The sequence below is a fragment of the Dermacoccus sp. BD5 genome (assembly GCF_044878485.1).
GTDB classification, from domain to species: Bacteria; Actinomycetota; Actinomycetes; order Actinomycetales; family Dermatophilaceae; genus Dermacoccus; species Dermacoccus nishinomiyaensis.
The window spans coordinates 1-19,487 of sequence record NZ_JANJER010000016.1 but is presented as its reverse complement, the minus strand read 5'-3'; the positions used below and the strand labels follow the sequence as shown (position 1 = coordinate 19,487).

General features: G+C 69.8%; 21 protein-coding genes. 15 read left to right on the top strand and 6 right to left on the bottom strand.

The genetic code is table 11. The annotated features are described in order from the left end of the window. Positions 1 to 34 precede the first annotated feature (34 nt). From NQ706_RS11530 to NQ706_RS11495, 8 genes are all read left to right on the top strand, one after another. The gene (locus NQ706_RS11530; protein ID WP_051805473.1) at positions 35 to 1,054 is read left to right on the top strand and encodes a hypothetical protein; all 1,020 of its coding nucleotides are present in this window, start codon (positions 35 to 37) and stop codon (positions 1,052 to 1,054) included. Further along, entirely contained in the window at positions 1,051 to 1,530 is a 480-nt protein-coding gene (locus tag NQ706_RS11525) for a rhodanese-like domain-containing protein (protein WP_200874230.1), read from the top strand. Before NQ706_RS11530 ends, NQ706_RS11525 begins: the two co-directional genes overlap by 4 nt. Before the next feature lie 77 nt (positions 1,531 to 1,607). Continuing rightward, positions 1,608 to 4,775 (top strand): amidase, encoded by a 3,168-nt coding sequence (locus NQ706_RS11520; RefSeq protein ID WP_338032965.1) that lies wholly within the window; start codon positions 1,608 to 1,610, stop codon positions 4,773 to 4,775. Positions 4,776 to 4,850: 75 nt separating this feature from the next. Further along, positions 4,851 to 5,156, top strand: coding sequence for a hypothetical protein (locus NQ706_RS11515; RefSeq protein WP_038566438.1), 306 nt, complete (start codon positions 4,851 to 4,853; stop codon positions 5,154 to 5,156). Next, positions 5,153 to 5,308 carry a lipopolysaccharide assembly protein LapA domain-containing protein gene (locus tag NQ706_RS11510; protein WP_006943511.1) on the top strand — a complete coding sequence of 52 codons (156 nt, stop codon included), beginning with the start codon at positions 5,153 to 5,155 and terminating at the stop codon, positions 5,306 to 5,308. Before NQ706_RS11515 ends, NQ706_RS11510 begins: the two co-directional genes overlap by 4 nt. Continuing rightward, complete coding sequence (locus NQ706_RS11505) at positions 5,305 to 5,724, top strand: hypothetical protein (RefSeq protein WP_038566439.1); 420 nt, start codon at positions 5,305 to 5,307, stop codon at positions 5,722 to 5,724. Before NQ706_RS11510 ends, NQ706_RS11505 begins: the two co-directional genes overlap by 4 nt. A gap of 62 nt (positions 5,725 to 5,786) precedes the next feature. After that, complete coding sequence (locus NQ706_RS11500) at positions 5,787 to 5,975, top strand: hypothetical protein (RefSeq protein ID WP_038566441.1); 189 nt, start codon at positions 5,787 to 5,789, stop codon at positions 5,973 to 5,975. 127 nt (positions 5,976 to 6,102) lie between these two features. Beyond that, a complete protein-coding gene (locus tag NQ706_RS11495) occupies positions 6,103 to 6,873 on the top strand; it encodes a CPBP family intramembrane glutamic endopeptidase (RefSeq protein WP_038566443.1) in 771 nt (256 codons plus the stop codon). On the opposite strand, the gene NQ706_RS11490 is transcribed toward NQ706_RS11495, so the two are convergent. Both NQ706_RS11490 and NQ706_RS11485 read right to left on the bottom strand, forming a co-directional pair. Beyond that, complete coding sequence (locus NQ706_RS11490) at positions 6,860 to 8,404, bottom strand: bifunctional phosphatase PAP2/diacylglycerol kinase family protein (RefSeq protein WP_081873532.1); 1,545 nt, start codon at positions 8,402 to 8,404, stop codon at positions 6,860 to 6,862. The two genes, NQ706_RS11495 and NQ706_RS11490, sit on opposite strands and share 14 nt — an antisense overlap. Positions 8,405 to 8,502: 98 nt before the next feature. After that, on the bottom strand, positions 8,503 to 9,039 hold the full coding sequence (locus NQ706_RS11485; protein ID WP_006943515.1) for a hypothetical protein: 537 nt from the start codon (positions 9,037 to 9,039) through the stop codon (positions 8,503 to 8,505). A gap of 63 nt (positions 9,040 to 9,102) precedes the next feature. On the opposite strand from NQ706_RS11485, the gene NQ706_RS11480 reads away from it, so the two are divergent. From NQ706_RS11480 to NQ706_RS11470, 3 genes are all read left to right on the top strand, one after another. Continuing rightward, a complete protein-coding gene (locus tag NQ706_RS11480) occupies positions 9,103 to 9,732 on the top strand; it encodes a TetR/AcrR family transcriptional regulator (RefSeq protein ID WP_051805479.1) in 630 nt (209 codons plus the stop codon). Between the two features lie 30 nt (positions 9,733 to 9,762). Next, the gene (locus NQ706_RS11475; protein ID WP_038566447.1) at positions 9,763 to 11,253 is read left to right on the top strand and encodes a long-chain fatty acid--CoA ligase; all 1,491 of its coding nucleotides are present in this window, start codon (positions 9,763 to 9,765) and stop codon (positions 11,251 to 11,253) included. Positions 11,254 to 11,341: 88 nt separating this feature from the next. Next, complete coding sequence (locus tag NQ706_RS11470; protein WP_038570031.1) at positions 11,342 to 11,776, top strand: MarR family winged helix-turn-helix transcriptional regulator; 435 nt, start codon at positions 11,342 to 11,344, stop codon at positions 11,774 to 11,776. A 151-nt stretch (positions 11,777 to 11,927) separates the two neighbouring features. On the opposite strand, the gene ppk2 is transcribed toward NQ706_RS11470, so the two are convergent. Continuing rightward, positions 11,928 to 12,959 carry a polyphosphate kinase 2 gene (gene ppk2 / locus NQ706_RS11465; protein ID WP_051805481.1) on the bottom strand — a complete coding sequence of 344 codons (1,032 nt, stop codon included), beginning with the start codon at positions 12,957 to 12,959 and terminating at the stop codon, positions 11,928 to 11,930. Positions 12,960 to 13,211: 252 nt separating this feature from the next. Between ppk2 and NQ706_RS11460 the strand changes: the two genes are divergently transcribed. The 4 genes from NQ706_RS11460 (at position 13,212) to NQ706_RS11445 (ending at position 16,831) form a co-directional block, all read left to right on the top strand. Further along, positions 13,212 to 13,469 (top strand): hypothetical protein, encoded by a 258-nt coding sequence (locus NQ706_RS11460; protein WP_038566449.1) that lies wholly within the window; start codon positions 13,212 to 13,214, stop codon positions 13,467 to 13,469. 93 nt (positions 13,470 to 13,562) lie between these two features. Continuing rightward, positions 13,563 to 14,762 (top strand): App1 family protein, encoded by a 1,200-nt coding sequence (locus NQ706_RS11455; protein ID WP_038566451.1) that lies wholly within the window; start codon positions 13,563 to 13,565, stop codon positions 14,760 to 14,762. Continuing rightward, the gene (locus tag NQ706_RS11450) at positions 14,755 to 15,618 is read left to right on the top strand and encodes an Fpg/Nei family DNA glycosylase (protein ID WP_038566453.1); all 864 of its coding nucleotides are present in this window, start codon (positions 14,755 to 14,757) and stop codon (positions 15,616 to 15,618) included. The genes NQ706_RS11455 and NQ706_RS11450 overlap by 8 nt, the downstream gene beginning before the upstream one ends. Before the next feature lie 274 nt (positions 15,619 to 15,892). Next, a complete protein-coding gene (locus NQ706_RS11445; RefSeq protein WP_081873533.1) occupies positions 15,893 to 16,831 on the top strand; it encodes a D-alanyl-D-alanine carboxypeptidase family protein in 939 nt (312 codons plus the stop codon). A gap of 164 nt (positions 16,832 to 16,995) precedes the next feature. Here NQ706_RS11445 and lepB (NQ706_RS11440) read toward each other — a convergent pair whose 3' ends face one another. From lepB (NQ706_RS11440) to NQ706_RS11430, 3 genes are all read right to left on the bottom strand, one after another. Beyond that, complete coding sequence (lepB, locus tag NQ706_RS11440; RefSeq protein WP_167539819.1) at positions 16,996 to 17,673, bottom strand: signal peptidase I; 678 nt, start codon at positions 17,671 to 17,673, stop codon at positions 16,996 to 16,998. 120 nt (positions 17,674 to 17,793) lie between these two features. After that, complete coding sequence (gene lepB, locus NQ706_RS11435) at positions 17,794 to 18,735, bottom strand: signal peptidase I (RefSeq protein WP_051805483.1); 942 nt, start codon at positions 18,733 to 18,735, stop codon at positions 17,794 to 17,796. A 1-nt stretch (position 18,736) separates the two neighbouring features. After that, positions 18,737 to 19,057, bottom strand: a complete 321-nt coding sequence (locus NQ706_RS11430; protein WP_006943527.1) for a rhodanese-like domain-containing protein — start codon at positions 19,055 to 19,057, stop codon at positions 18,737 to 18,739. Between the last annotated feature and the right edge of the window lie 430 nt (positions 19,058 to 19,487).

Sequence of the window (19,487 nt, the reverse complement as noted above, 5' to 3'; positions counted from 1 at the left end):
CATCCAATCCACGCCGGGAAGCCCTGGAGGCGCCATGCTCGAGCAGCTGCAGCTCATCCTCAAGGCCCTTCCCTGGACAGGCCCGGCCGTGCTCGGCGGGTTCGTCCTCGCGCTGCTGACGACGTTGCTCTTCCCGACGCGCCGCTCACGCGCCGATCGGCTCGGGTTCGCGCTGCTGACGTGGTGTCTCGTCGTCGCGGCCGTCGTGACGTTGAGCCCGGTCAAGAACGACTACTTCGGGGTGCCGGCGGCGGGCTGCGACTGGTCGGTATGGCGGCCTCTCGCCCGTGAGTACTGGTTCAGCGCCGGCTCGCGGCCCCCGAACGTGTGGCTGTTCCTGCCTGCGGGCGTCGGCGTCATGCTGCTCGACGGCGTGTGGCGCAAGATCCTCGGCGTCATGGTGTTGTTCGCGCTGCCGCCGGGAATCGAGACGCTGCAGGATCTCTACCCCGAACTCAAGCGCAGTTGCTCGAGCCAGGACGTCGTCGACAACTGGACGGGTCTCGTGCTCGGCCTGACGCTCGGGCTCGTGCTGGCGATCCTCCTCGCGATCGCGCGTGCCATCTCGCGCGCCTCACGGCGTCGGCGTGAGCGCCGCGCGGGAGTGCTCGAGGGTGGCTCTGCGCAAGGTGCGCACCCGGCGGACGCTCGCACCGACGACGCATCGCGCGCCGACGATCGTCCCCTCCCGCTCGGTGGCCGCGCCGACAGTCGCCAGTACGACGACTTCCGTGACTTCGACGACACGCCCAGCTCGACGCGGTGGTACGAGCGCTCGGGTGAAGCCGCCGTCGACCACACCCCGCCCTACGGCACGTCACGCGACGAGGCCCGGACGCAGGCGCTTCGGCCCGCGCGAGCCAATGACGGCGACGATGACGCGCGGACGCAGGCCTTCCGTCCCGTGCGCGCCGACAACGGCGATGACGACGCCCGGACGCAGCCCATGCGACCCGGACGTGCCGGTCGTGACGTCGGCACTGACGGCGGCGCGAGCGCGCCGCGCCACGGGCGCGGCGGAGACGACGACACCGAGATCATTCGGCGCACATGACCCCGAACAAGGGGACGAACGAAGCCAGGCGACCGTCGCAGGTCCGCCCCACCGGCCCGGCCATGCCAGCTGACGGCGACCGCGGTTCGACCGCCTACCTCGCGCGCGTGCGTCAGGGATGGAGTCGGCTGACACCGCGCCAGGCGTTCGACGAGCAGCAGCGTGGGGCCGTCATCGTCGACACGCGGACGGCGGAGCATCGCGCCGAGAGCGCGAACATCCCGGGTGCGCTCGTCATCGACCGCACGGTGCTCGAGTGGCGTCTCGATCCGAGCAACGCGTGGCGCATCCCGGAGGCGAGCAGCTGGCAGACGCGATACATCGTCATCTGCCGTCACGGTTTCTCCTCGAGCGTCGCGGCGCGGGCGCTGCAGGACGTCGGGCTCGTCAACGCGACCGACGTCATCGGCGGGTACGCAGCCTGGGTCGAGGCGCGTCTGCCGACGACGCACGCCCCCGCCGACGTCCGCTTCTGAGCCGTGCACACCTGCGATTCTGGGTCACATTCGTCCCCGGCGCCCCGCGTCCGTAGCCGCCTCCTTACGCTTCACGCATGAACTTGACGCGCGTGGCAGTGGTCGGCGCCGGACCCAACGGTCTCGCCGCGGCCGTGACGCTGGCGCGCGCCGGGCTCGCCGTCGACGTCTTCGAACGCAACGAATGGACGGGCGGTGGCGCGGCCACCCGCGAACTCAGCCTGCCGGGCTTTCGCCACGACGTCGCGAGCGCCGTCCACCCGATGGCGCTCGCGAGCCCGTTCTTCCAGGAGTTCGACCTTGCGCGGCGCATCGACCTCGTCGTGCCCGAGGCCTCGTTCGCACATCCTTTGCCGGGGGGCCGCAGCGGCATCGGGTATCGCGACCTCGACCGTGCGGCCGACGCACTCGGCGCGGACGGCGACGCCTACCGCTCCTTCCTCAGCCCCGTCGTCGAGCGCCTGCGCGGCGTCACCGACATGACGATGAACACGCTGCTGCGGGTGCCACGCGACCCGATCGCGGCGGCCGTCTACGGCGCGCGCGTCCTGGAGGCGGGCACGCCCGCGTGGTCACGCCGGTTCGTCGAGGACGTCGCCCCGGCGATGCTGACGGGGTGCGCCGCGCACACGATCGGCCGCCACCCCACTCTCGCCATGGCCGGTGGCGGGCTCATGCTGAGCGCAACCGCGCACGCGCAGGGTTGGCCGGTGCCGGTCGGCGGTTCACAAGCGATCGTCGACGCGCTCGTCGCGGATCTCGAGGCGCACGGTGGGCGCGTCCACCTCGGGCAGGAGGTCACTGACCTCGCGCAGCTCGACGAGTACGACGCCGCCGTGCTCGACGTCGGCGTCCCCGCGTTCCTGACGATGGGCGCCGCGCGCCTGCCTGATCGCTACCGGCGCGCTCTCGAGCGGTTCAAGCCGGGCAGCGGCGTGAGCAAGGTCGACATGGCGCTCGCCGGGCCGGTCCCGTGGAGCGATCCGCGCATCGGCGAGGCCCCCACGGTGCACCTCGGCGGCACACGCGAGCAGATCGCGGCGGCGGAGAACGACGTCGCGCGCGGGCGGGTGCCCGAGCGTCCCTACGTTCTGGCCGTGCAGCCGAGTATCGCCGATTCCACGCGCGCGCCGGCCGGGCAGGCGACGTTCTGGGCGTACGTTCACGTGCCGTTCGACAGCGACGTCGACGCCACCGAGGCCGTCCTCGCCGCCGTCGAGGAGCACGCCCCGGGTTTCCGTGACCTCGTGCTCGCCTCAACAGCGACGCGCGCCGACGAGTTCGCGGCAGCCGTCAGTCCCAACTTCGCGGGCGGCGACTTCGCGAGCGGCGCCGTCACGATGACGCAGATGCTCAAGCGTCCCGTCGTGTCACCGACGCCCTGGCGCACACCCGCCGACGGTGTCTACCTCGCCTCGGGAGCGACGACGCCGGGCCCCAGCGTCCACGGCATGTGCGGCTGGCACGCGGCGCGAACCCTGCTGCACGACAACGGAATCCCCGCCCCGAACCTCGCGCCCACCTCGGCCGCTGAACCGTCACCATGCCCAGGGAGGCGTGCCCTCGCACGCACCGCCACCACCATCGTCGAGGCCATGCCGACATCGGCGACACGGGCGGCATCGGCCACCCGAGTTGCGCGCTTCGGCCCACAGGCGGCGTCGCAGGCGGCACACTGGCAGATCGAAGCTGCCACGACGAAAAGGGGTCAGATGATGTCCGAGACGAGGCCGAAGCAGATCCACGCGTTCACCGACGATGCGCTCGGTGACATGGACGCGACAGCGCTCGCCGACGCCATCGACTCGGGCCGCGTCAGCGCGACGGAGGCCGTCGAGGCTGCGCTCGCGCGCGCCGAGAAGGTCGACGGGGTGCTCAACGCCATCGAGTTCATCGATGCCAAGCGCGCCCGTCAGCGTGCTGGTCGTATCGACGCGGGCCTCGGAGGTGGGCGCCACGATCATCCGGACGCCGCGCTGCGCGGCGTGCCGAGCGCGTTCAAGGACAACGTCGTCGTCGCCGGCGTGCCGATGACGCAGGGTTCGGAGGCGATGCCGCGCGTCAGCAGCCGCCGCAGCGGCAAGGTCGTGACGCAGATCCTCGGCACGGGCATCGTCCCCATCGGCACGACGACGATGCCGCCGTTCGGCTGGACGGCGACGACGGAACGCCCTGGCGGCAACGTCACGCGCAACCCGTGGGACACGTCGCGCAGTTCGGGCGGTTCCTCCGGCGGTTCGGCGGCGCTCGTCGCGTCGGGCGCCGTCCCCATCGCGCACGGCAACGACGGTGGTGGCTCGATCCGCATTCCCGCCGCGACGTGCGGCCTCGTCGGCCTCAAACCGACGCGCGGGCGCCTCATCATCGGTGAGAGTTCCGCGCAGATGCCGGTGAAGATCGTCACCGACTCGGTGCTGACGCGCACGGTGCGCGACACCGTCACGTTCTTCGAGGACGCCCAGCGCGTGCACCCGGCGCGCCGCCTACCGCCGATCGACGTCACGTCGCACCCCGAGCTGACGCGCCCGCTGCGCATCGGGTTCATGCACGACAGTCCGTTCGCGCCTCCGTCGGATGCACCGACGCGAGCCGCCGTCGACACGGCTCTCACGATGCTGGGCGGGCTCGGGCACGACATCGTCGACTGGCAACCGACGATTCCCGAGTCGTTCCAACAGGATTTTCTCGACTACTGGGGTTTCCTCGCGTTCAACACGGTGGCGGGCGGCAAGCGCCTGTTCCACAAGGATTTCGACGCGAGCAAGCTCGACCCGTTGACGCTCGGGCTCGCGCAGATGGGACGCCGCCGGCTCGCGCACGCGCCGAAGTTCCTCGCGCGTCTGCAGGCGTCGGGTCGTGTGTACCGTTCGCAGATGGCGAGCGGCCCCGATGTCTTCGTCTCGCCCGTCCTCGCCCACGTCGCACCCGAGATCGGTTATCTCGCAGGCGATCTCGACTACGAGACGCACCTCGAGCGCGTGCTCGCCTACTGTGCCTTCACGCCGCTGCACAACGCGACGGGCGCACCCGCCATCAGCCTGCCGCTCGGACGGACCGATGACGGGCTGCCGGTCGGCGTCATGATCTCCGGGCAGATCGGCGACGAGAACACGCTGCTGCGGCTGGCCCTGCAGATCGAGGCGGCCCACCCGTTCCGTCGCCTCGACCAGGTGGGCGAGGCGGCCCAGGGCGGCGTTCCGAACCGCGACGAACCGGGTGTCGGCGCCGCATCGAACGGCGCGTGACGACGGCGTTGTCGGTGACGCCAGGCACAATGGGCGACGTTCGACGATGAGCACCTGAAGAACGAAGGAGACGCAGTGGAGCGTTCAGGCACGCGCGTGCCCGCCCGACTCAGTCGGGCGTGGTGGGCGGCGTTCGTCGTCGTCCCACTCGTTCTCGGCGCTGCGGCTGCGTTCCTCGGCAAGTCCTCGATCGAATCCAACCTGCAGCAGCGAGTCGAGCGCAGCGTCGCCGGCACGGGCGTCGCGCAGGTCTCCGTCTCGGTCGACGGCCGCGACGTCACCGCCGTCGTCCCGGCGCGGTCGGGCAACGACGCCATCGACTCGGTGCGCGACGCCGCGTCGCACGTCGACGGCGTCCGCACGGTGAAGGTGCACCGATGAACCTCGTGATCGACAGCGTCTTCGTCATGCTCGTCTGTTTCGTTCTCGGCGCCCTCATCGCCTGGCTGCTCGCCGCCGCGCTCTACCCGACGCGCCGCGACCTGCGCCAACTCGACGAGCAACACGAGGGCGACGCGGGGAGCGTCCGATGATCTGGCTCGCCGCTCAGCTGTGGCCCGCAGCGGTGCTGGCGCTCGTCGCCGGTTTCGCCATCACCTGGTTCACCGTCGTGCGTCGCCTCGACGATGCGCCCGTGAGCGCTGAGCGTGAGCGACGCGACGGTGGCTCGCGGCGCGCAGGACGTTCTAGCGACGGCCATTCGGACGCAGGACGCGCCGGCGCAGGACTGGCAGGTGCAGGACGCCAGGTTGCAGCAGGCTCGGATGCAGCAGGCTCGCGCCGCGACGACCCGTCCGACGGGCTCGGCGACGGCGAGCCCATCAACGGCGAGCGACACGTCGCGTCCCGGGTCGACGGCGAAGAACGCGACGAGGCCCGTCCCGACGTGCCCGCGCATCGCCCGAGTGGCAGTGTCGGCAGCGCGTTCACCTCGCGCCGCGACGAGTGATGCGCGGCCGCTGGCACACCGACGACGGGCCAGGACGAACATTCGACGAGCGAGGATCTGACATGAGCGACGACACGATCAACGACCCCTACGACGAGGCCCCGGTTCACGTCCTCGATGACGAGGCAGAACCCGACGCCGAGGCTGACGGTGGATCCGACGCCGACGCCGACGCCGACGCTGACTCCGACGACGTCGTCACCGACACGGGCACCGATGACGACGACGCCGGCTCTGTCGGCGTCTCGTGAACCGCGCTGTGCTGCTGAACCCCACGCTGCTTCGGTGAGTACCCGAGTCGACGCGCCGAGTGAGCGCGCACGAACAGCGCTCGGCCGTCTGCGAGGCCAGATGGCCTGGCCTGGTACGAGACTCGACGTGGCCCGCACGCGCCTGCCGCGGCGTCAACTGCTCGCCGAGACGGTCATCGTCCTGCTGCTCAGCCTCGGCGCGAGCGCGATCTGGTCGGCGCTTTCGCTGCTGCGCACGGCCCTGACGGCGCGCGCGACGCACACGTCGATCAGTCAGCAGACGTCGACGCTCAACTCGTCGCGTTCGAGCACGCAGTGGCTCGACGTCGTCTATCAGCTCGTGCAGATCGCGCTGGCGCTCGTGCCGGTGGCGCTCGTCGTTCTCCTGCTGTCGCGCGAACTGCGAAAGCCGCTGGCTTACCTCGGGATCGACCGCACACGCCAGGCACCCGACGCCGTCCTCAGTGCGCTGCTCGCCGCCGTCATCGGCATCCCGGGCCTCGCGCTGTACCTCGTCTCGCGGGCCATGGGCATCAACACGACGGTCGTCGCGTCCGGCCTGGGCGAGCACTGGTGGGTCTTTCCGATCCTCGTCCTCGCCGCCGCGCAGAACGCGATCCTCGAAGAGGTCGTCATGATCGGCTACCTCTTCACGCGCTGGTCTCAGGCCGGGTGGGGGCGCACGAAGGTGATCGTCGTGAGCGCGCTGATCCGCGGCAGCTACCACCTGTACCAGGGCCTCGGCGGGTTCGTCGGCAACGTCGTCATGGGCCTGATCTTCGGCTGGCTCTACACGCGCACGCGACGCGTCCTGCCGCTCATCGTCGCGCACACGATCCTCGACGTCGTCAGCTTCGTCGGTTACGAGCTGCTCGCCGGCCGCGTCAGCTGGCTGTGACGCCCTGGCGGCGCCATCCGAAGCGTCGCAGCACGCGACTCCAACTGCCTGTGCGCGGCCGATAGACGGTGAGAGCGCGGTAGGCGACGTCGAGGTCGAGCACCGTCCCCGAGCCGGTCACCTCGCCGTCGCGGGCGAACGGGATGGGACCGCCGACGACCTCGAGGTGAGCCTTCGGCGCGTCGAACTCGTGGTAGAGCGGCAACCGTCCGAGCCCGCCGGTGAAGACGGCGAACAGCGTGCGGACGGCGGCCCACCGCGAGCCTCGCTCCAAGAACCGCAGGTCGAGCTGCCCGTCGTCCATGCGCAGCCGCGTCTGCGGTGCGTCGCCGGGCGGGTCGTAGCGGCCGTTGCCGATGAAGATGCCGGCGAGGGTGTACTCGCGGTTGTCGTAGCGCAACGTGAACGGCTCCGCGGTGCGCAGCATCCGCCATCCGGCGACGACGGCGGCGAGCGGTTTGCCGATGCGCCCCTCGAGCTTCTCGCGGCGGATGACGAACTCGGGGTACGAGCCGGCGCTCGCGGTGTTGAGGAATATCTCGCCGTTGAGGCGCGCGACGTCGACGGTCGTGCACCATCCTTGCTCGATCGCCCGCGCGGTCGCGTCGACGCTCACCCCGAGCGCCTTCGCGAAGTGGTTGAACGTGCCGGCGGGGAACACCGCGAGCGGCACGTCGTGCTCGATCGCGTGCCGCGCACCGGCTTGCAGCGTCCCGTCACCGCCGCCGACGCCGAGCACGTCGCAGCGCGCGGCCGCGTCGGCGAGCAGGTCGTCGAGATCCTGCCCCTGCCCGAGGCGGACGATCTCCGCCTCGGGCAGCAGCTTCTCGATGCGTCGGATGACGCGCGCGCCGTTACCTCCTCCTGCTCGCGGGTTGATGACGCAGACGACGCCCGCGCCGCGCGGGTGGGGCGGCACGTCGATCGTCAGCGGCGGCGCCGGCGTCACCTTTGCCGGCGGGGCGGACGGTTGCACGCGCGCCCCGAGCGTCGAGACGGCCGAGCCGATCGCCCAGCCGACGGCGACGTCGCTCGGGTAGTGGGCGCCCGTCGCGATGCGGGAGAACGCGACGAGTCCCGCGAGCGCCTGCACGACGATGCCGGCCGCGGGCGCTTCCGTCGACACACCCATGGCGAAGGCGGCGGCGCTCGCGCTGTGGCCGGAGGGGAAGGAGTTCGACGTCGGCAGCCGGAAGACGCGCCGAGCCAGCGGAACGCTCTCGATCGCGGGGCGTAGGCGTGGCGCGAGCCGCTTGCCGACCTGGTTCGTCAGGAGGCTCGCGAGGGCGATGTTGCCGAGCCCGCGCTCGGCGGCCCACTTGAGCCGACGGTCGCCGGTCGCGGCGAGCCCGGCGCCCACCGCCATCCACAGCACCGAGTAGTCGGCGGCGCGGCTCAGCTTCGGCATGACGCGGTCGAGCATGGGGCTGCGGTGCTCGGCGATCGCCGTGAACAGCGAACGGTCGAGACGGTCGACGTCACGCACGACGCGCATGATCTGCGGGGTGAAGCGGGGTCGGGGCAGACGCATGACGGTTCCTCGTCGCTCGAGTCGTCGGTTGGCATGTCCACCTTGCCACCATGAGCATCCGGGCGCTCCCGGATCTGCGCCCCACCTTCGGCGTGGTGTCAGCCGTTCTTCGAGGCGCGTCGTGGCCACAGCGTGTAGCTGACGGCCCACAACACGTCCAGGCCGAGAATGACGCCCATCCACGTGTAGTTGCCCGAAAGTGCGCCCGCGGACGAGGTGTCGGCTGCGATCGCGATGAGTACCGCCGTCAGCGTGCAGGTGATGGCCGCGGCCACGCTCGTCCGCGCGACGTCGGCCCAGCATTGGCGGGTGTAGGTCGCCCCGGTCGCCTTGACGGGCGCCGGCCCGGCCGCGAATCGATGGGCGAAGCGTGTGTCACACCAGTCGATCATGCGATGGCCGTAGGCCACGCTGAATCCGATGTAGACGGCGGCCACCGCATGCCCGAGGTGTGCCACGTCACCGCGGTGCAGGCTGATGGCCGTGGCGGCGAGGAGGACGAGGTCGGTCACGGGGGCCATGACGAGCAGGGCAGCTCCGAGGCGCCGGCGCTCGAGGAGGTAGCGCGCGGCCAGGCCCGCGATGACGAAGACCCAGAAGAGGATCTCGCAGGCAGCGATGATGGCGACGATCATGACCCTCCCAATGAGTACGGTTGTACCAAAAACAAGTTAGCACGACCGTACTAAGATGGCGGGATGCCGAAGGTCATCGATCATGCCGCGAGAGAGATTGCGATCGCAGAGGCGGCATGGGAGGTGCTCCGTAGCAGGGGAATCCGGGGTCTGTCCGTTCGCAACGTCGCCGCGCAGGCGGATCTCGCGGTCGGCTCACTGCGTCGCTCCTTCCCGACGCAGCGCAGCCTCGTCCGATTCTGTCTGGAGCTGGTGCTCCAGCGCGGGGTCGAACGATTTCGCGCGTTGCCAGTGGACCTCGACGCCCGCGAATTCGCGTGGCAGGCGTGCACCCACGTCCTGCCCCTCGACGAAGACCGCCGCGTCGAGATGGAGGTCTGGCTGGCCCTGTCCATCAGCGCGTTGGCGGACCCGCAGATGCGCGAGGAGTGCACCAAGTCCGACGAAGCGTTGCGCCAGATGTGCGTCATCGTCATCGGCCGCCTCGACGCGGTCGGCCTGCTGGCCGGATCGCGAAGCGCCGACTCCGAGCCCAGGCGTCTGCACGCCCTGCTCGACGGGCTGGCGCTGCAACTCATCCGTCAAGGGCCGGATGATCCGTGCGACTGGGCGCTCGACGTGCTGCAGGATCACCTCGAGCAGCTGACGGGTGCGGCGGCGGGGTTTCGAGACATGCGTGACCCGGGTCACTGAACACCCGGGCTGAGTGATTAGGATCACGTCATGACGAACGAGCTCAACATCGCCGCCAACCTCACGCGCACCGCCGAGCGTCAGCCGGACGATGTCGCGATCAAGCTCGACGACTTCACGCTGACGTGGTCGCAGCTGGACGACGCGACGCAACGACTCGCGACCTTCCTCGCCGACCAGGGGGTCGGCGTCGGGGATCGCGTCGCGCTCAGCCTGCCCAACGTGCCGGCGTTCCCCGTCGTCGCGTACGGCGTGTGGCGCGCGGGCGCCGTTCTCGTGCCGATGAACCCGCTGTTCATGGGGCGCGAGATCGACTACTACTTCGAGGACGCCGGCGTGAAGCTCGCGTTCGGCATGGCCGGTGAGATGGCCAAGGCGGCCGAGCAGAAGAGCGTCACGTTCGTCGAGGTCGGTGACGATCAGCTGCAGAGCCTGCTCGCGAAGTTCGAGCCGACGTCCGACATCGTCGAGCGCGATGGCAGCGACACCGCCGTCATCCTCTACACCTCGGGGACGACGGGTCGCCCGAAGGGGGCCGAGCTCACCCACGACAACCTCGAGACGAACCAGGACGTCACGGCGCGCACGCTCGTCGAGGTGACGTCCGACGACGTCGTCATGGGCTGCCTGCCGCTGTTCCACGTCTTCGGCCTGACGTGCGCGATGGCCGTGTCCGTCTCCAGGGGCGCGACGCTGACCCTTCTGCCGCGCTTCGAACCGACGAAGGCGCTCGAGATCATCGAGCGTGATTCGGTCACCGTCTTCGAGGGCGTGCCGACGATGTACCAGGCGATGCTCGCGGCGGCCGCGAAGGCGCCCGAGGTGAAGCTCGCGTCGCTGCGCACCTGCATCTCGGGTGGTTCGGCGATGCCCGTCGAGGTGCTGCGCAAGTTCGAGGAGCGCTTCGACGCGACGATCCTCGAGGGCTACGGCCTCAGCGAGACCTCACCCGTCGCGTCGTTCAACCACCCGAACGCGCAGCGCAAGCCCGGTTCGATCGGCACGCCGATCGAGGGCGTCGAGATGAAGGTCGCCGACCTCGACGGCAACCCGCTGCCCGTCGGTGAGGTGGGCGAGGTCGCCGTGCGCGGGCACAACATCATGAAGGGCTACTGGAACAAGCCGGAGGAGACGGCAAAGGCCATCCGCGACGGCTGGTTCTACACCGGCGACCTCGCCCGCCAGGACGAGGACGGCTTCTACTTCATCGTCGACCGTTCGAAGGACATGATCATCCGCGGCGGGTACAACGTCTACCCCCGCGAGGTCGAGGAGGTGCTGTACGAGCACCCGGAGATCGCGGAGGTCGCCGTCGTCGGTGTGCCCGACGAGCACTACGGCGAGGAGGTCGCCGCCTTCGTCGTGCGCACCGAGGGCTCGAACCTCGACGCCGACGCCGTCAAGGCCTTCGCGAAGGAGCGCGTCGCCGCGTACAAGTACCCGCGCCACGTGACGTTCATCGAAACGCTGCCCAAGGGCGCGACCGGAAAGATTCTCAAGCGCGAACTGCGGCCGCAGTGAACGGTGTTCGCCTCACCCCGCCCGTCGGGGTGAGGCGGTGACGCTGACCTCGCCCCTCGAGACGCCCGCGGGTCTTACGATGGCGAGCATGACGACTTCACGAGGCGACCGTCTGCTGCTCGTCGTGGCCCGGCTCAACCGATGGGCGTCACGCCACGCGCAGCTGCCTGCCCCCGCGGCTCAGCTGCGGCTGCTCTCCCTCATCAACGACCTCGGCCCGTCACGCATCGGCGATCTCGCGACGGCCGACAACTCGTCTCAACCGACGATGACGACGCAGGTCAAACGCCTCGAGGGCCTCGGCCTCGTCAACCGTTCGCAGGACGCGCGCGACGGGCGCGCGACGCTCGTCACGATGACGCCCGCAGGCCGGGAGACGCTGGCGAAGGCCCGCGAGGCGCGCGCCGAGGTCGTCGTCCCGCTGCTCGACGGCATGAGCGAGGACGAACTTGCGACGCTCGACGCCGCTCTCGAGATCCTCGAGGGACGCCTCGCGAAGCAGCGCGCCGACACTCAACCCTGACGTCTCGTCGCCCCCTGACCCGGGCGTCACGAACCCCCGAGCCACCCACCCCGAACGTCAGGATGGCGGGTGACTCACGAGTAGGCGCGAAGTTGCCCTCCTACCTGTGAGTTACCCGCCATCGTGCTCGCCTGCGCGAGCGTGAGCGGCGTCAGCGCCCCTCGGCCGCCTTGGCCTCGGCTGACTTCTGCTCAGCCGACTTGTCGCCGTCACCGCGCGCGATGGACTCGGCGGTCCGCTGCATCTCGAGCGCCTTGACCTCGGCTTGGGCCTTGGCGCGCGCCTTGGCAGCCGACTTCGACTTCGGGGCCGTGTGCGTCGGCGTCTTGCCGCCGTCGTGACGGTCGGGGTAGCCCTCCTGGAATCCGCCCTCACCCTCGTCGAGGATGTGCTTGGCGGGGCCGACGATGAGCGGGTCGGGCGCGTGGATGAAGTCGGTGTTCTTGCCCGGGTAGTCGAGCGAGTCGAGCACGTAGCGCATGACCTCGACGCGGGCGCGCTTCTTGTCGTTGCTCTTGATGACCGTCCACGGGGCCCACTCGGTGTCGGTGTGCTCGAACATGGCCTCCTTCGCCTTCGTGTAGTCGTCCCACTTGTCGAGGGAGGCGAGGTCGGTGGGCGACAGCTTCCACTGACGCACCGGGTCGGTGCGGCGCTTCTCGAAGCGCGTCAGCTGCTCGGCCTTGCCGACGGAGAACCACAGCTTGCGCAGGTGGATGCCGGAGCCCGTCAGCATCTGCTCGAACTGCGGCGCGGTGCGCATGAACTCGTCGTACTGCTCGTCGGTGCAGTAACCCATGACGCGCTCGACGCCGGCGCGGTTGTACCAGGAGCGGTCGAAGAAGACGATCTCACCGGCGGTGGGCAGGTGCGAGACGTAGCGCTGGAAGTACCACTGGCCCATCTCGCGCTCGGTCGGCTTGTCGAGGGCGACGGTGCGCGCACCACGCGGATTGAGGTGTTCGTTGAAGCGCTTGATCGAACCACCCTTGCCGGCGGCGTCACGCCCCTCGAAGATGAGGACGACCTTCTCGCCACTCTCCTTGACCCACGCCTGCATCTTGAGCAGCTCGATCTGCATCTGGCGCTTGAGGTACTCGTACTCCGTACGTGTCATCTTCACGTCATACGGGTAGTTGTGCTGCCAGGTCTCGTCCTGCGTCTTGAACTTCTTCTTTCCCATGCCCCCATTTTGGTCGACATGACATCCCCAGGGCTAGGGTTTGGCGCCAGGATGGGTCAAACGTCCCCTCGCGTTCACGCGGCGGCTTCGTCAGGCTGGTGAGCAGACGTGTGCCATTCGGGCGGATGCTGCCCGCGGATGACGCGGGAGGCGGCCACCCGTAAGGGCGGTGCGGCGGACGTCCGGCTCGTGGTGCACTGGCCTGCAGGCGTCCGAGGTGCTCGGACGCGACCCACCGCGAAGGAGCAGAGCATGAACTCGTACACCGACGAAGAGCTGCAGGCCGCACGCGACGCCGCGCAGGCCGCCGTCGACACCGCGACCTCGTGGGACTACAGCGCGAGCGACGCGAAGATTGCCGACAAGCTGCAGGAGGGCCTCGACGCGGCCGGCGTCACCGTCGACACGCCCGAGTTCGAGCGCCTCGTCCGCGAGATCACCGCGCTGAAGGACGACGAGGACGCGGGTACCCCCACCGTCGAAGCCGCGCTGCCGAAGACGCAGGCCTGACCCACGCCTGAGCATCGACCGCTCACCGCCGCCCCGGCCCCGTATCCTCACCGCTGCCCAGCGGTTGTCGGTGCGGGGTCATAGGGTGGTGGCATGTCTCGCGCGCACATGGCCTCCCGCCTCGAGGATCGGCTGAACAGCTCGACGTCGACGCTGCTCGAGCGGCGTCACTGGAGCAAGCGCGTGTTCCCGTACGTCGGTTTCGGCTCGGTCGACCCCGAACTCGAGGGGCGTAACCCGTACGTCAGCGCCCCACGCCCGAAGACCCAGACTTGGCGTGCATCGGGGCAGCCGAGCGGCCGTCAGCGCCGCATCCCCGAGGGCGGGCGCGCCGTCGTGCTGGGCCGCGTCGTCATGGGCAAGAGCGGCCAGCCCGCCGTGCCCGCCGCGCACGACGACTCGCTCGTGCGCCGCGGATTCCGGGCCTTCTTCTCCGTCCCGCAGACCGGTGAAGAGGTGACGGTGAGCCTCGGCGCCGCGCGCGCCGTCGGCCACACCGACCGGGGCGGGTACTTCGACATCGAGGTCGTCGGCCACGGCCTGCGCGACGGCTGGCACGAGGCGACGATCGAGTGCGACGGCATCGTCACGCACGCCGCGATGCAGATCATCAGCGGTGAGGCGCGCTTCGGCATCATCAGCGACATCGACGACACGGCCCTCATCACCGCGCTGCCGCGCCCGCTCATCGCGGCGTGGAACACGTTCGTCGTGCGCGAGACGGTGCGTCGCGAGGTGCCGGGCATGGCGGCGTTCTATCGCTCGATGCTCTCGGGGCACCCGGGTGCGCCGATGTTCTACCTGTCGACGGGTGCCTGGAACACCCAACCCGTTCTCACGCGTTTCCTGCGCCGCAGCGGTTTTCCGCGCGGCACGCTGCTGCTGACGGACTGGGGGCCGACGGAGACGGCGTGGTTCCGCTCCGGCCCGGAGCACAAGCGTCGCTGGCTGCGGCGTCTCGCGTCCGAGTTCCCGGACGTGCGCTGGCTCCTCGTCGGTGACGATGGCCAGCACGACCCGGCGTTGTACGAGAAGTTCGCGCTCAGTTATCCCGAGCACGTCGCGGGTATCGCCATCCGTCAGCTCACGCCCGCGCAGCAGCTGCTCAGCCACGGCCATCCCTTGCAGATGGACGACGTGGCCGGTCGGGTGCCGGGCGTGCCGTGGCTCGAGGGGCCCAACGGTTTCATGCTCCACGAACGTGTGAGCGCGGTCGTCGATCCGGGGCGTGGTTCGGTCGCCGCCATTGCGGCCCCGCAGGCGCGACGGGTGAGGGGGAAGGTTCATGCCTGAGCTACCAGAGGTGAGCGGGCTCGTCGGGTTTCTCGACGAGCGCATCGTCGGGCGCGCGATCGTCGGGGTCGAACTCGCCTCCATCGCCGTGCTCAAGACGTTCGACCCGTCACCGCAGGCGCTCGTGGGGCTCGTCGTCGACGCCGTCAGCCGCCACGGCAAGTGGATCGCCCTCGAGACGAGCGGCGGGCTGTCGCTCGTGTTCCACCTCTCGCGTGCCGGCTGGCTGCGCTGGTCCGACGCGCTGCCGACGACGGTGTTGCGGCCCGGCAAGTCGCCGATCGCGCTGCGCGTGCGCTTCGACGACGGCTCCGGTTTCGACCTGACCGAGGCCGGCACGCAGAAGCGCCTCGCCGTACACATCGTGCGTGACGTCGTCGACGTGCCGGGCATCGCGAAGCTCGGCATCGACCCGCTGTCGCCCGAGTTCACCCGCGAGGCGTTCGGGCAGCTCGTGGCGAGCAGGCGCATGCAGATCAAGGGTTTGCTGCGCGATCAGAACGAGATCGCGGGCGTCGGCAACGCTTACTCGGACGAGGTGCTCCACGTCGCGAAGCTCTCGCCGTTCGCGTTGACGTCATCGCTCGAGCCCGGGCAGATCGACACGCTGTACGACGCGCTGATCACGACCCTGACGAATGCCGTCGACGCTGCGGCCGGCAAGCCCGCGAAGGATCTCAAGGACGCCAAACGCGCCGGGATGCGCGTGCACGGGCGCACGGGCGAGGCCTGCCCGGTGTGCGGCGACGTCATCCGCGAGGTGTCGTTCGCCGACCGTTCGTTGCAGTACTGCGCGACGTGTCAGACGGGCGGCAAGCCGCTCGCCGATCGACGGATGAGCAAGCTGCTCAAGTGAGCCTGCTCGCGAGATGCCTGGCGGGTGATGTCAGTTCGCAGGCCACAACATGGCGGGTAACTCACAGGTAGGCAGCCAACTGCGCGCCCACCTGCGAGTTACTCGCCATCGTGCGAGGAGGCCGGGTCCGGGGCGGCGCCCGGTGTGACGCGGATGCCGCCGTGACGATATCGTGACCTCGACGAGATCGTCTTCCCGTTTTCGTTCGTCCCCCGCTCAGATGTGCAGCCAGAGCGTGGGCGTTGTCGACGGGGCGTGAAGAAGGGTGAGGGCCATGGCTGACGTGACGCGCCGCGCGGCCCTCGCCGCACCCGTGGCCGCGCTGGCGGCAGCCGCCGGAATCGCGGGTTCGTCCGGGGCGCTGGCGGCATCGACGACATCGCCCTCGCTCGTCACCGGCACTGACGCGGACGCGCTGCGCGCCCTGCACCTGCAAGCCTTCGCCGTGACACCGAACGTCGCCGCCGTCGTCGCGCGGCTCCATGACGGCGAGTTGTGGGCGCACCAGGACGACGCGGTCGCCATCGAACGCGCCGCAGGTGGCGTCGTCGTCGTGGCGCTGCCGGTCAAGCACTCCGCCGTGAGCCGCATCGACATCAGCACCCCGAGCGCGCCCGACACGTCGGTGAGCGTCGACACGCGGCCCGACGCGCTGCGCTCGTCGTTGCTGCGCGTCGTCAACAAGCGCCTCGCGCTGGCCCGTTCGGACGAGCCGAAGAAGCTCCTCGCGGCGCACGGCGTGATGATCGACGAACGGCTGAGCAAGCCTCTCGACGCGATGTTCGCGCGCGCCGAGCGCGAGCACGTCGCGCTCGAAGCCGTCAGCGCACACCGCGACTTCGACGACCAGGCCCGCGTCTACGACGCCTACGCCGCGCGCGACGGCAAGCAGGCCGCCGACACGTACTCCGCGCGCCCCGGCCACTCCGAGCACCAGCTTGGCCTGGCCCTCGACGTGCGGGGCGTCGACCGTCAGCACGAGCTCGAGCCCGCATTCAAGGACACGCCCGTGGGTCGCTGGGTGGACGCTCATGCGCACGAGTTCGGTTTCGTCGTGCGTTACCCCGAGGGCCAGCAGGCGGTGACGGGCTACGAACCCGAACCATGGCACCTGCGTTACGTCGGCCCGGAGGTCGCAGCGTTCATGCATGCGCGACGCGACATCGCGACGCTCGAAAAACTCTTCGGCCTGCCCGCCGCGCCGGGATACTGACGGCTTGGCGCCGCCTGCCTGAAGCCGCGCCGGATGTCGAGTTCTCCGCCCCGGAGAGCACCCCGGTGCTTGCCTTCGATGCACCGCATGATTGCTGGCTCGTGGTGTTGTCCCTCGGAGCTGCCAGCGAGCCCATCGCATCGTGGCAGCAATGCGTGCCGAGGTCACTTCTTCGGCGCGGGCACCTTCGCGAACGCGTCTGCGTCGCCGTGGCCGCCTGCGAGGTGGTTGAGGGGCCAGACGACGGCGATGGCGCGCCCGGTGACGGCGCTCAGCGGCACGCTTCCGAGGCCTCCGGTGCCGTCGTCGTGCGAGCGACTGTCGGCGGAGTCGCCGCGGTGATCGCCCATGACCCAGATGTGCCCGGCCGGCACGGTGATGCTCCACTTGCTCGCCTGCCCGGGGCTCGGCGTGCAGCCGTCGAGCCCGCCCTGCAGGTACGGCTCGTCGACGGCGACGCCGTTGACCGTCAGCTTCGCGTTCGGCTCGGAGCAGCTGACGACGTCGCCGGGCAGGCCGACGACGCGCTTGACGAGGTGGTTGCCCTCCGCAGCGATGTGCGTGGCCGTCGCGACACCGCGCACCGCCTTGCGCCAGCCCGTGGGTGCGGCCTGCGCGGGTTCCCAGTGCAGGTCGTCGGCGAAGACGACGACGTCACCGCGCTTCACGTCCTGGCTCCACTTCTCGACGACGATGCGGTCGCCGACCCCGAGCGTGTTCTCCATCGACCCGCTGGGGATCTTGAACGGCTGGGCGACGAACGTCGAGATGAGCGCCCATGCCACCCAGATGATGACGATCGTGAGGAGACGATCGCGCCACACCGCGAGCTTCGGATTCATGCCCGACATACCACCATCCCAGCCTGAGAGAACCGTGGCACCGACGGCCAGACGAGGTGAGGCGCCGGGCCATCACTGGCCGCGGCGCCCCGTCGCGAATGATCGTTCAGCGCGAACCGATCACCTGGCGGCGGGCACCTTCGAGAAGGCGTCCTCGTCGTTGTGGCCGCCGGCGATGTTGCCGATCGGCCAGACGACGGCGAGACCCCGGCCGGTGATGTCGCTGACGGGCACGCTGCCGAGGCGTCCGGTGCCGTCGTCGTGGTAGCGGCTGTCGGCCGAGTTCGAGCGGTTGTCACCCATGACCCACACCTTGTCCTTGGGCACGGTGATGGAGAACTTGTCCTGGCACGGCTGCACACCCGATTTCAGGTACGGCTCGGTGATCGCGACACCGTTGACGGTGAGCTTCTGCCCGGGCCCCTCGCACGAGACCTTGTCGCCGCCGACGCCGACGACGCGCTTGACGAGGTGGCTGCCGCTCGCGGACAGGTGCGTCACCTCGGCGATCTTGCGGATCCCTCCGGTGATGGCGTTGCCGCTCGGAACGGGGTCGGTCCAGTCGCCCGGATCCTTGAACACGATGACGTCGCCGCGCTTGACGTCCGTGAATCGCGGCGCCCACTTGGCGACGACGATGCGGTCGCCGACCCGCAGCGTGTTCTCCATCGAACCGGACGGGATGCGGAACGGCTGCACGACGAACGTCGTGATGAACGCCCAGATCGCCCAGACGGCGACGACGAGGATGAGGCGGTCGAACCACGTGCGAGCCGCCGAGCGTGGCTTGTGCGCACGCTTGCCGTCACCGGATGCCGTTGCAGCAGTAGCGCCGTCGTCGCGCGAAGGGCGCAACGAGGTGGCGTCGCCGGAGACGGCGGACGTGGCGTCCTCGCGCGAGGAACGCGCCGACGTGGCTTTGCGGGAGCTGACGGACGCGGCGCCATCGCGGGTGTCGCTCGTCGAGGGGGTCGTGTCGGACCCGGTGGCGGCAGCGTCATCGGCCGCAGGTTGCGGGTCGGCGTCGCGCCGCGCACGACGCGAGAGGGGGGAGTCGCTCACGTCAGATGACGTTGGCGTCGCCGCCGCCGACAGCCTGGATCGGCTTGCCGTCCGCGTGCCACTGCTTCATGCCGCCCTCGACATTCGCCACGTCGAGACCCTGCCCCTCGAGCCATTGCACGGCGCGACTCGAGCGGCCGCCGCTGCGGCAGACGACGGGGAGGTCGCCATCGACCTCGGGAAGCTCGCCGACGCGGGCCGGGAGCTCCGCGAGGGGGATGTGGATGGCGCGCGGCGCGTGACCGGCGTCGTACTCGTCCTGCTCACGAACGTCGAGCACGACGGCGTCGTCAGCAATGTCCTTCGGAGTCACGGTGTTCATGCGTGCAAGCCTCTCACGTCTTGGGGTGGGCTTCATAGGCGTGACGCGCCCCCACGCAGGCCTTTCACGCCGCCCCGAGGCACCAAAAAGCGTCCAGCAGTGTGCTGCTTGCGGCCGGTCAAGACGCGGTGGCCGAATTTGTTCCAGGGCGCTACCGACCAGATCAACAAACTGTCGGGGTGAACGTCAGCCCCGAGACCGCGACGAAGGGGCCTCCAGAAACAATGCCACCTTGGTCGTACGTCAACGAAAGCTGCGTCAGCGGCCCGGCCCACGTCACCGTGACGTTGCCGGCGGATGACGGGCTCTTCACGAACGAGGGTGTAGTCGGTTGAGCGCGTCAGTGGCCGGGTAGGGGTCGAGGTCTCCCGGATGATGGAAGTTCTTCACGCTCGCCATCCCGAAAGACCTCGACGTGCTCCACCCTACT

Bases quoted from the DNA above. Each gene is read 5' to 3' on its own strand.
- NQ706_RS11505 (WP_038566439.1), top strand. From the start codon at position 5,305: ATGATCTGGCTCGCCGCTCAGCTGTGGCCCGCAGCGGTGCTGGCGCTC.
- NQ706_RS11470 (WP_038570031.1), top strand. From the start codon at position 11,342: ATGACGACTTCACGAGGCGACCGTCTGCTGCTCGTCGTGGCCCGGCTC.
- NQ706_RS11500 (WP_038566441.1), top strand. From the start codon at position 5,787: ATGAGCGACGACACGATCAACGACCCCTACGACGAGGCCCCGGTTCAC.
- NQ706_RS11445 (WP_081873533.1), top strand. From the start codon at position 15,893: ATGGCTGACGTGACGCGCCGCGCGGCCCTCGCCGCACCCGTGGCCGCG.
- NQ706_RS11460 (WP_038566449.1), top strand. From the start codon at position 13,212: ATGAACTCGTACACCGACGAAGAGCTGCAGGCCGCACGCGACGCCGCG.
- NQ706_RS11485 (WP_006943515.1), bottom strand. From the start codon at position 9,039: ATGATCGTCGCCATCATCGCTGCCTGCGAGATCCTCTTCTGGGTCTTC.
- NQ706_RS11520 (WP_338032965.1), top strand. From the start codon at position 1,608: ATGAACTTGACGCGCGTGGCAGTGGTCGGCGCCGGACCCAACGGTCTC.
- NQ706_RS11450 (WP_038566453.1), top strand. From the start codon at position 14,755: ATGCCTGAGCTACCAGAGGTGAGCGGGCTCGTCGGGTTTCTCGACGAG.
- NQ706_RS11530 (WP_051805473.1), top strand. From the start codon at position 35: ATGCTCGAGCAGCTGCAGCTCATCCTCAAGGCCCTTCCCTGGACAGGC.
- ppk2 (WP_051805481.1), bottom strand. From the start codon at position 12,959: ATGGGAAAGAAGAAGTTCAAGACGCAGGACGAGACCTGGCAGCACAAC.
- NQ706_RS11430 (WP_006943527.1), bottom strand. From the start codon at position 19,057: ATGAACACCGTGACTCCGAAGGACATTGCTGACGACGCCGTCGTGCTC.
- NQ706_RS11490 (WP_081873532.1), bottom strand. From the start codon at position 8,404: ATGCGTCTGCCCCGACCCCGCTTCACCCCGCAGATCATGCGCGTCGTG.
- NQ706_RS11525 (WP_200874230.1), top strand. From the start codon at position 1,051: ATGACCCCGAACAAGGGGACGAACGAAGCCAGGCGACCGTCGCAGGTC.
- NQ706_RS11475 (WP_038566447.1), top strand. From the start codon at position 9,763: ATGACGAACGAGCTCAACATCGCCGCCAACCTCACGCGCACCGCCGAG.
- NQ706_RS11510 (WP_006943511.1), top strand. From the start codon at position 5,153: ATGAACCTCGTGATCGACAGCGTCTTCGTCATGCTCGTCTGTTTCGTT.
- lepB (WP_167539819.1), bottom strand. From the start codon at position 17,673: ATGAATCCGAAGCTCGCGGTGTGGCGCGATCGTCTCCTCACGATCGTC.
- NQ706_RS11480 (WP_051805479.1), top strand. From the start codon at position 9,103: ATGCCGAAGGTCATCGATCATGCCGCGAGAGAGATTGCGATCGCAGAG.
- NQ706_RS11455 (WP_038566451.1), top strand. From the start codon at position 13,563: ATGTCTCGCGCGCACATGGCCTCCCGCCTCGAGGATCGGCTGAACAGC.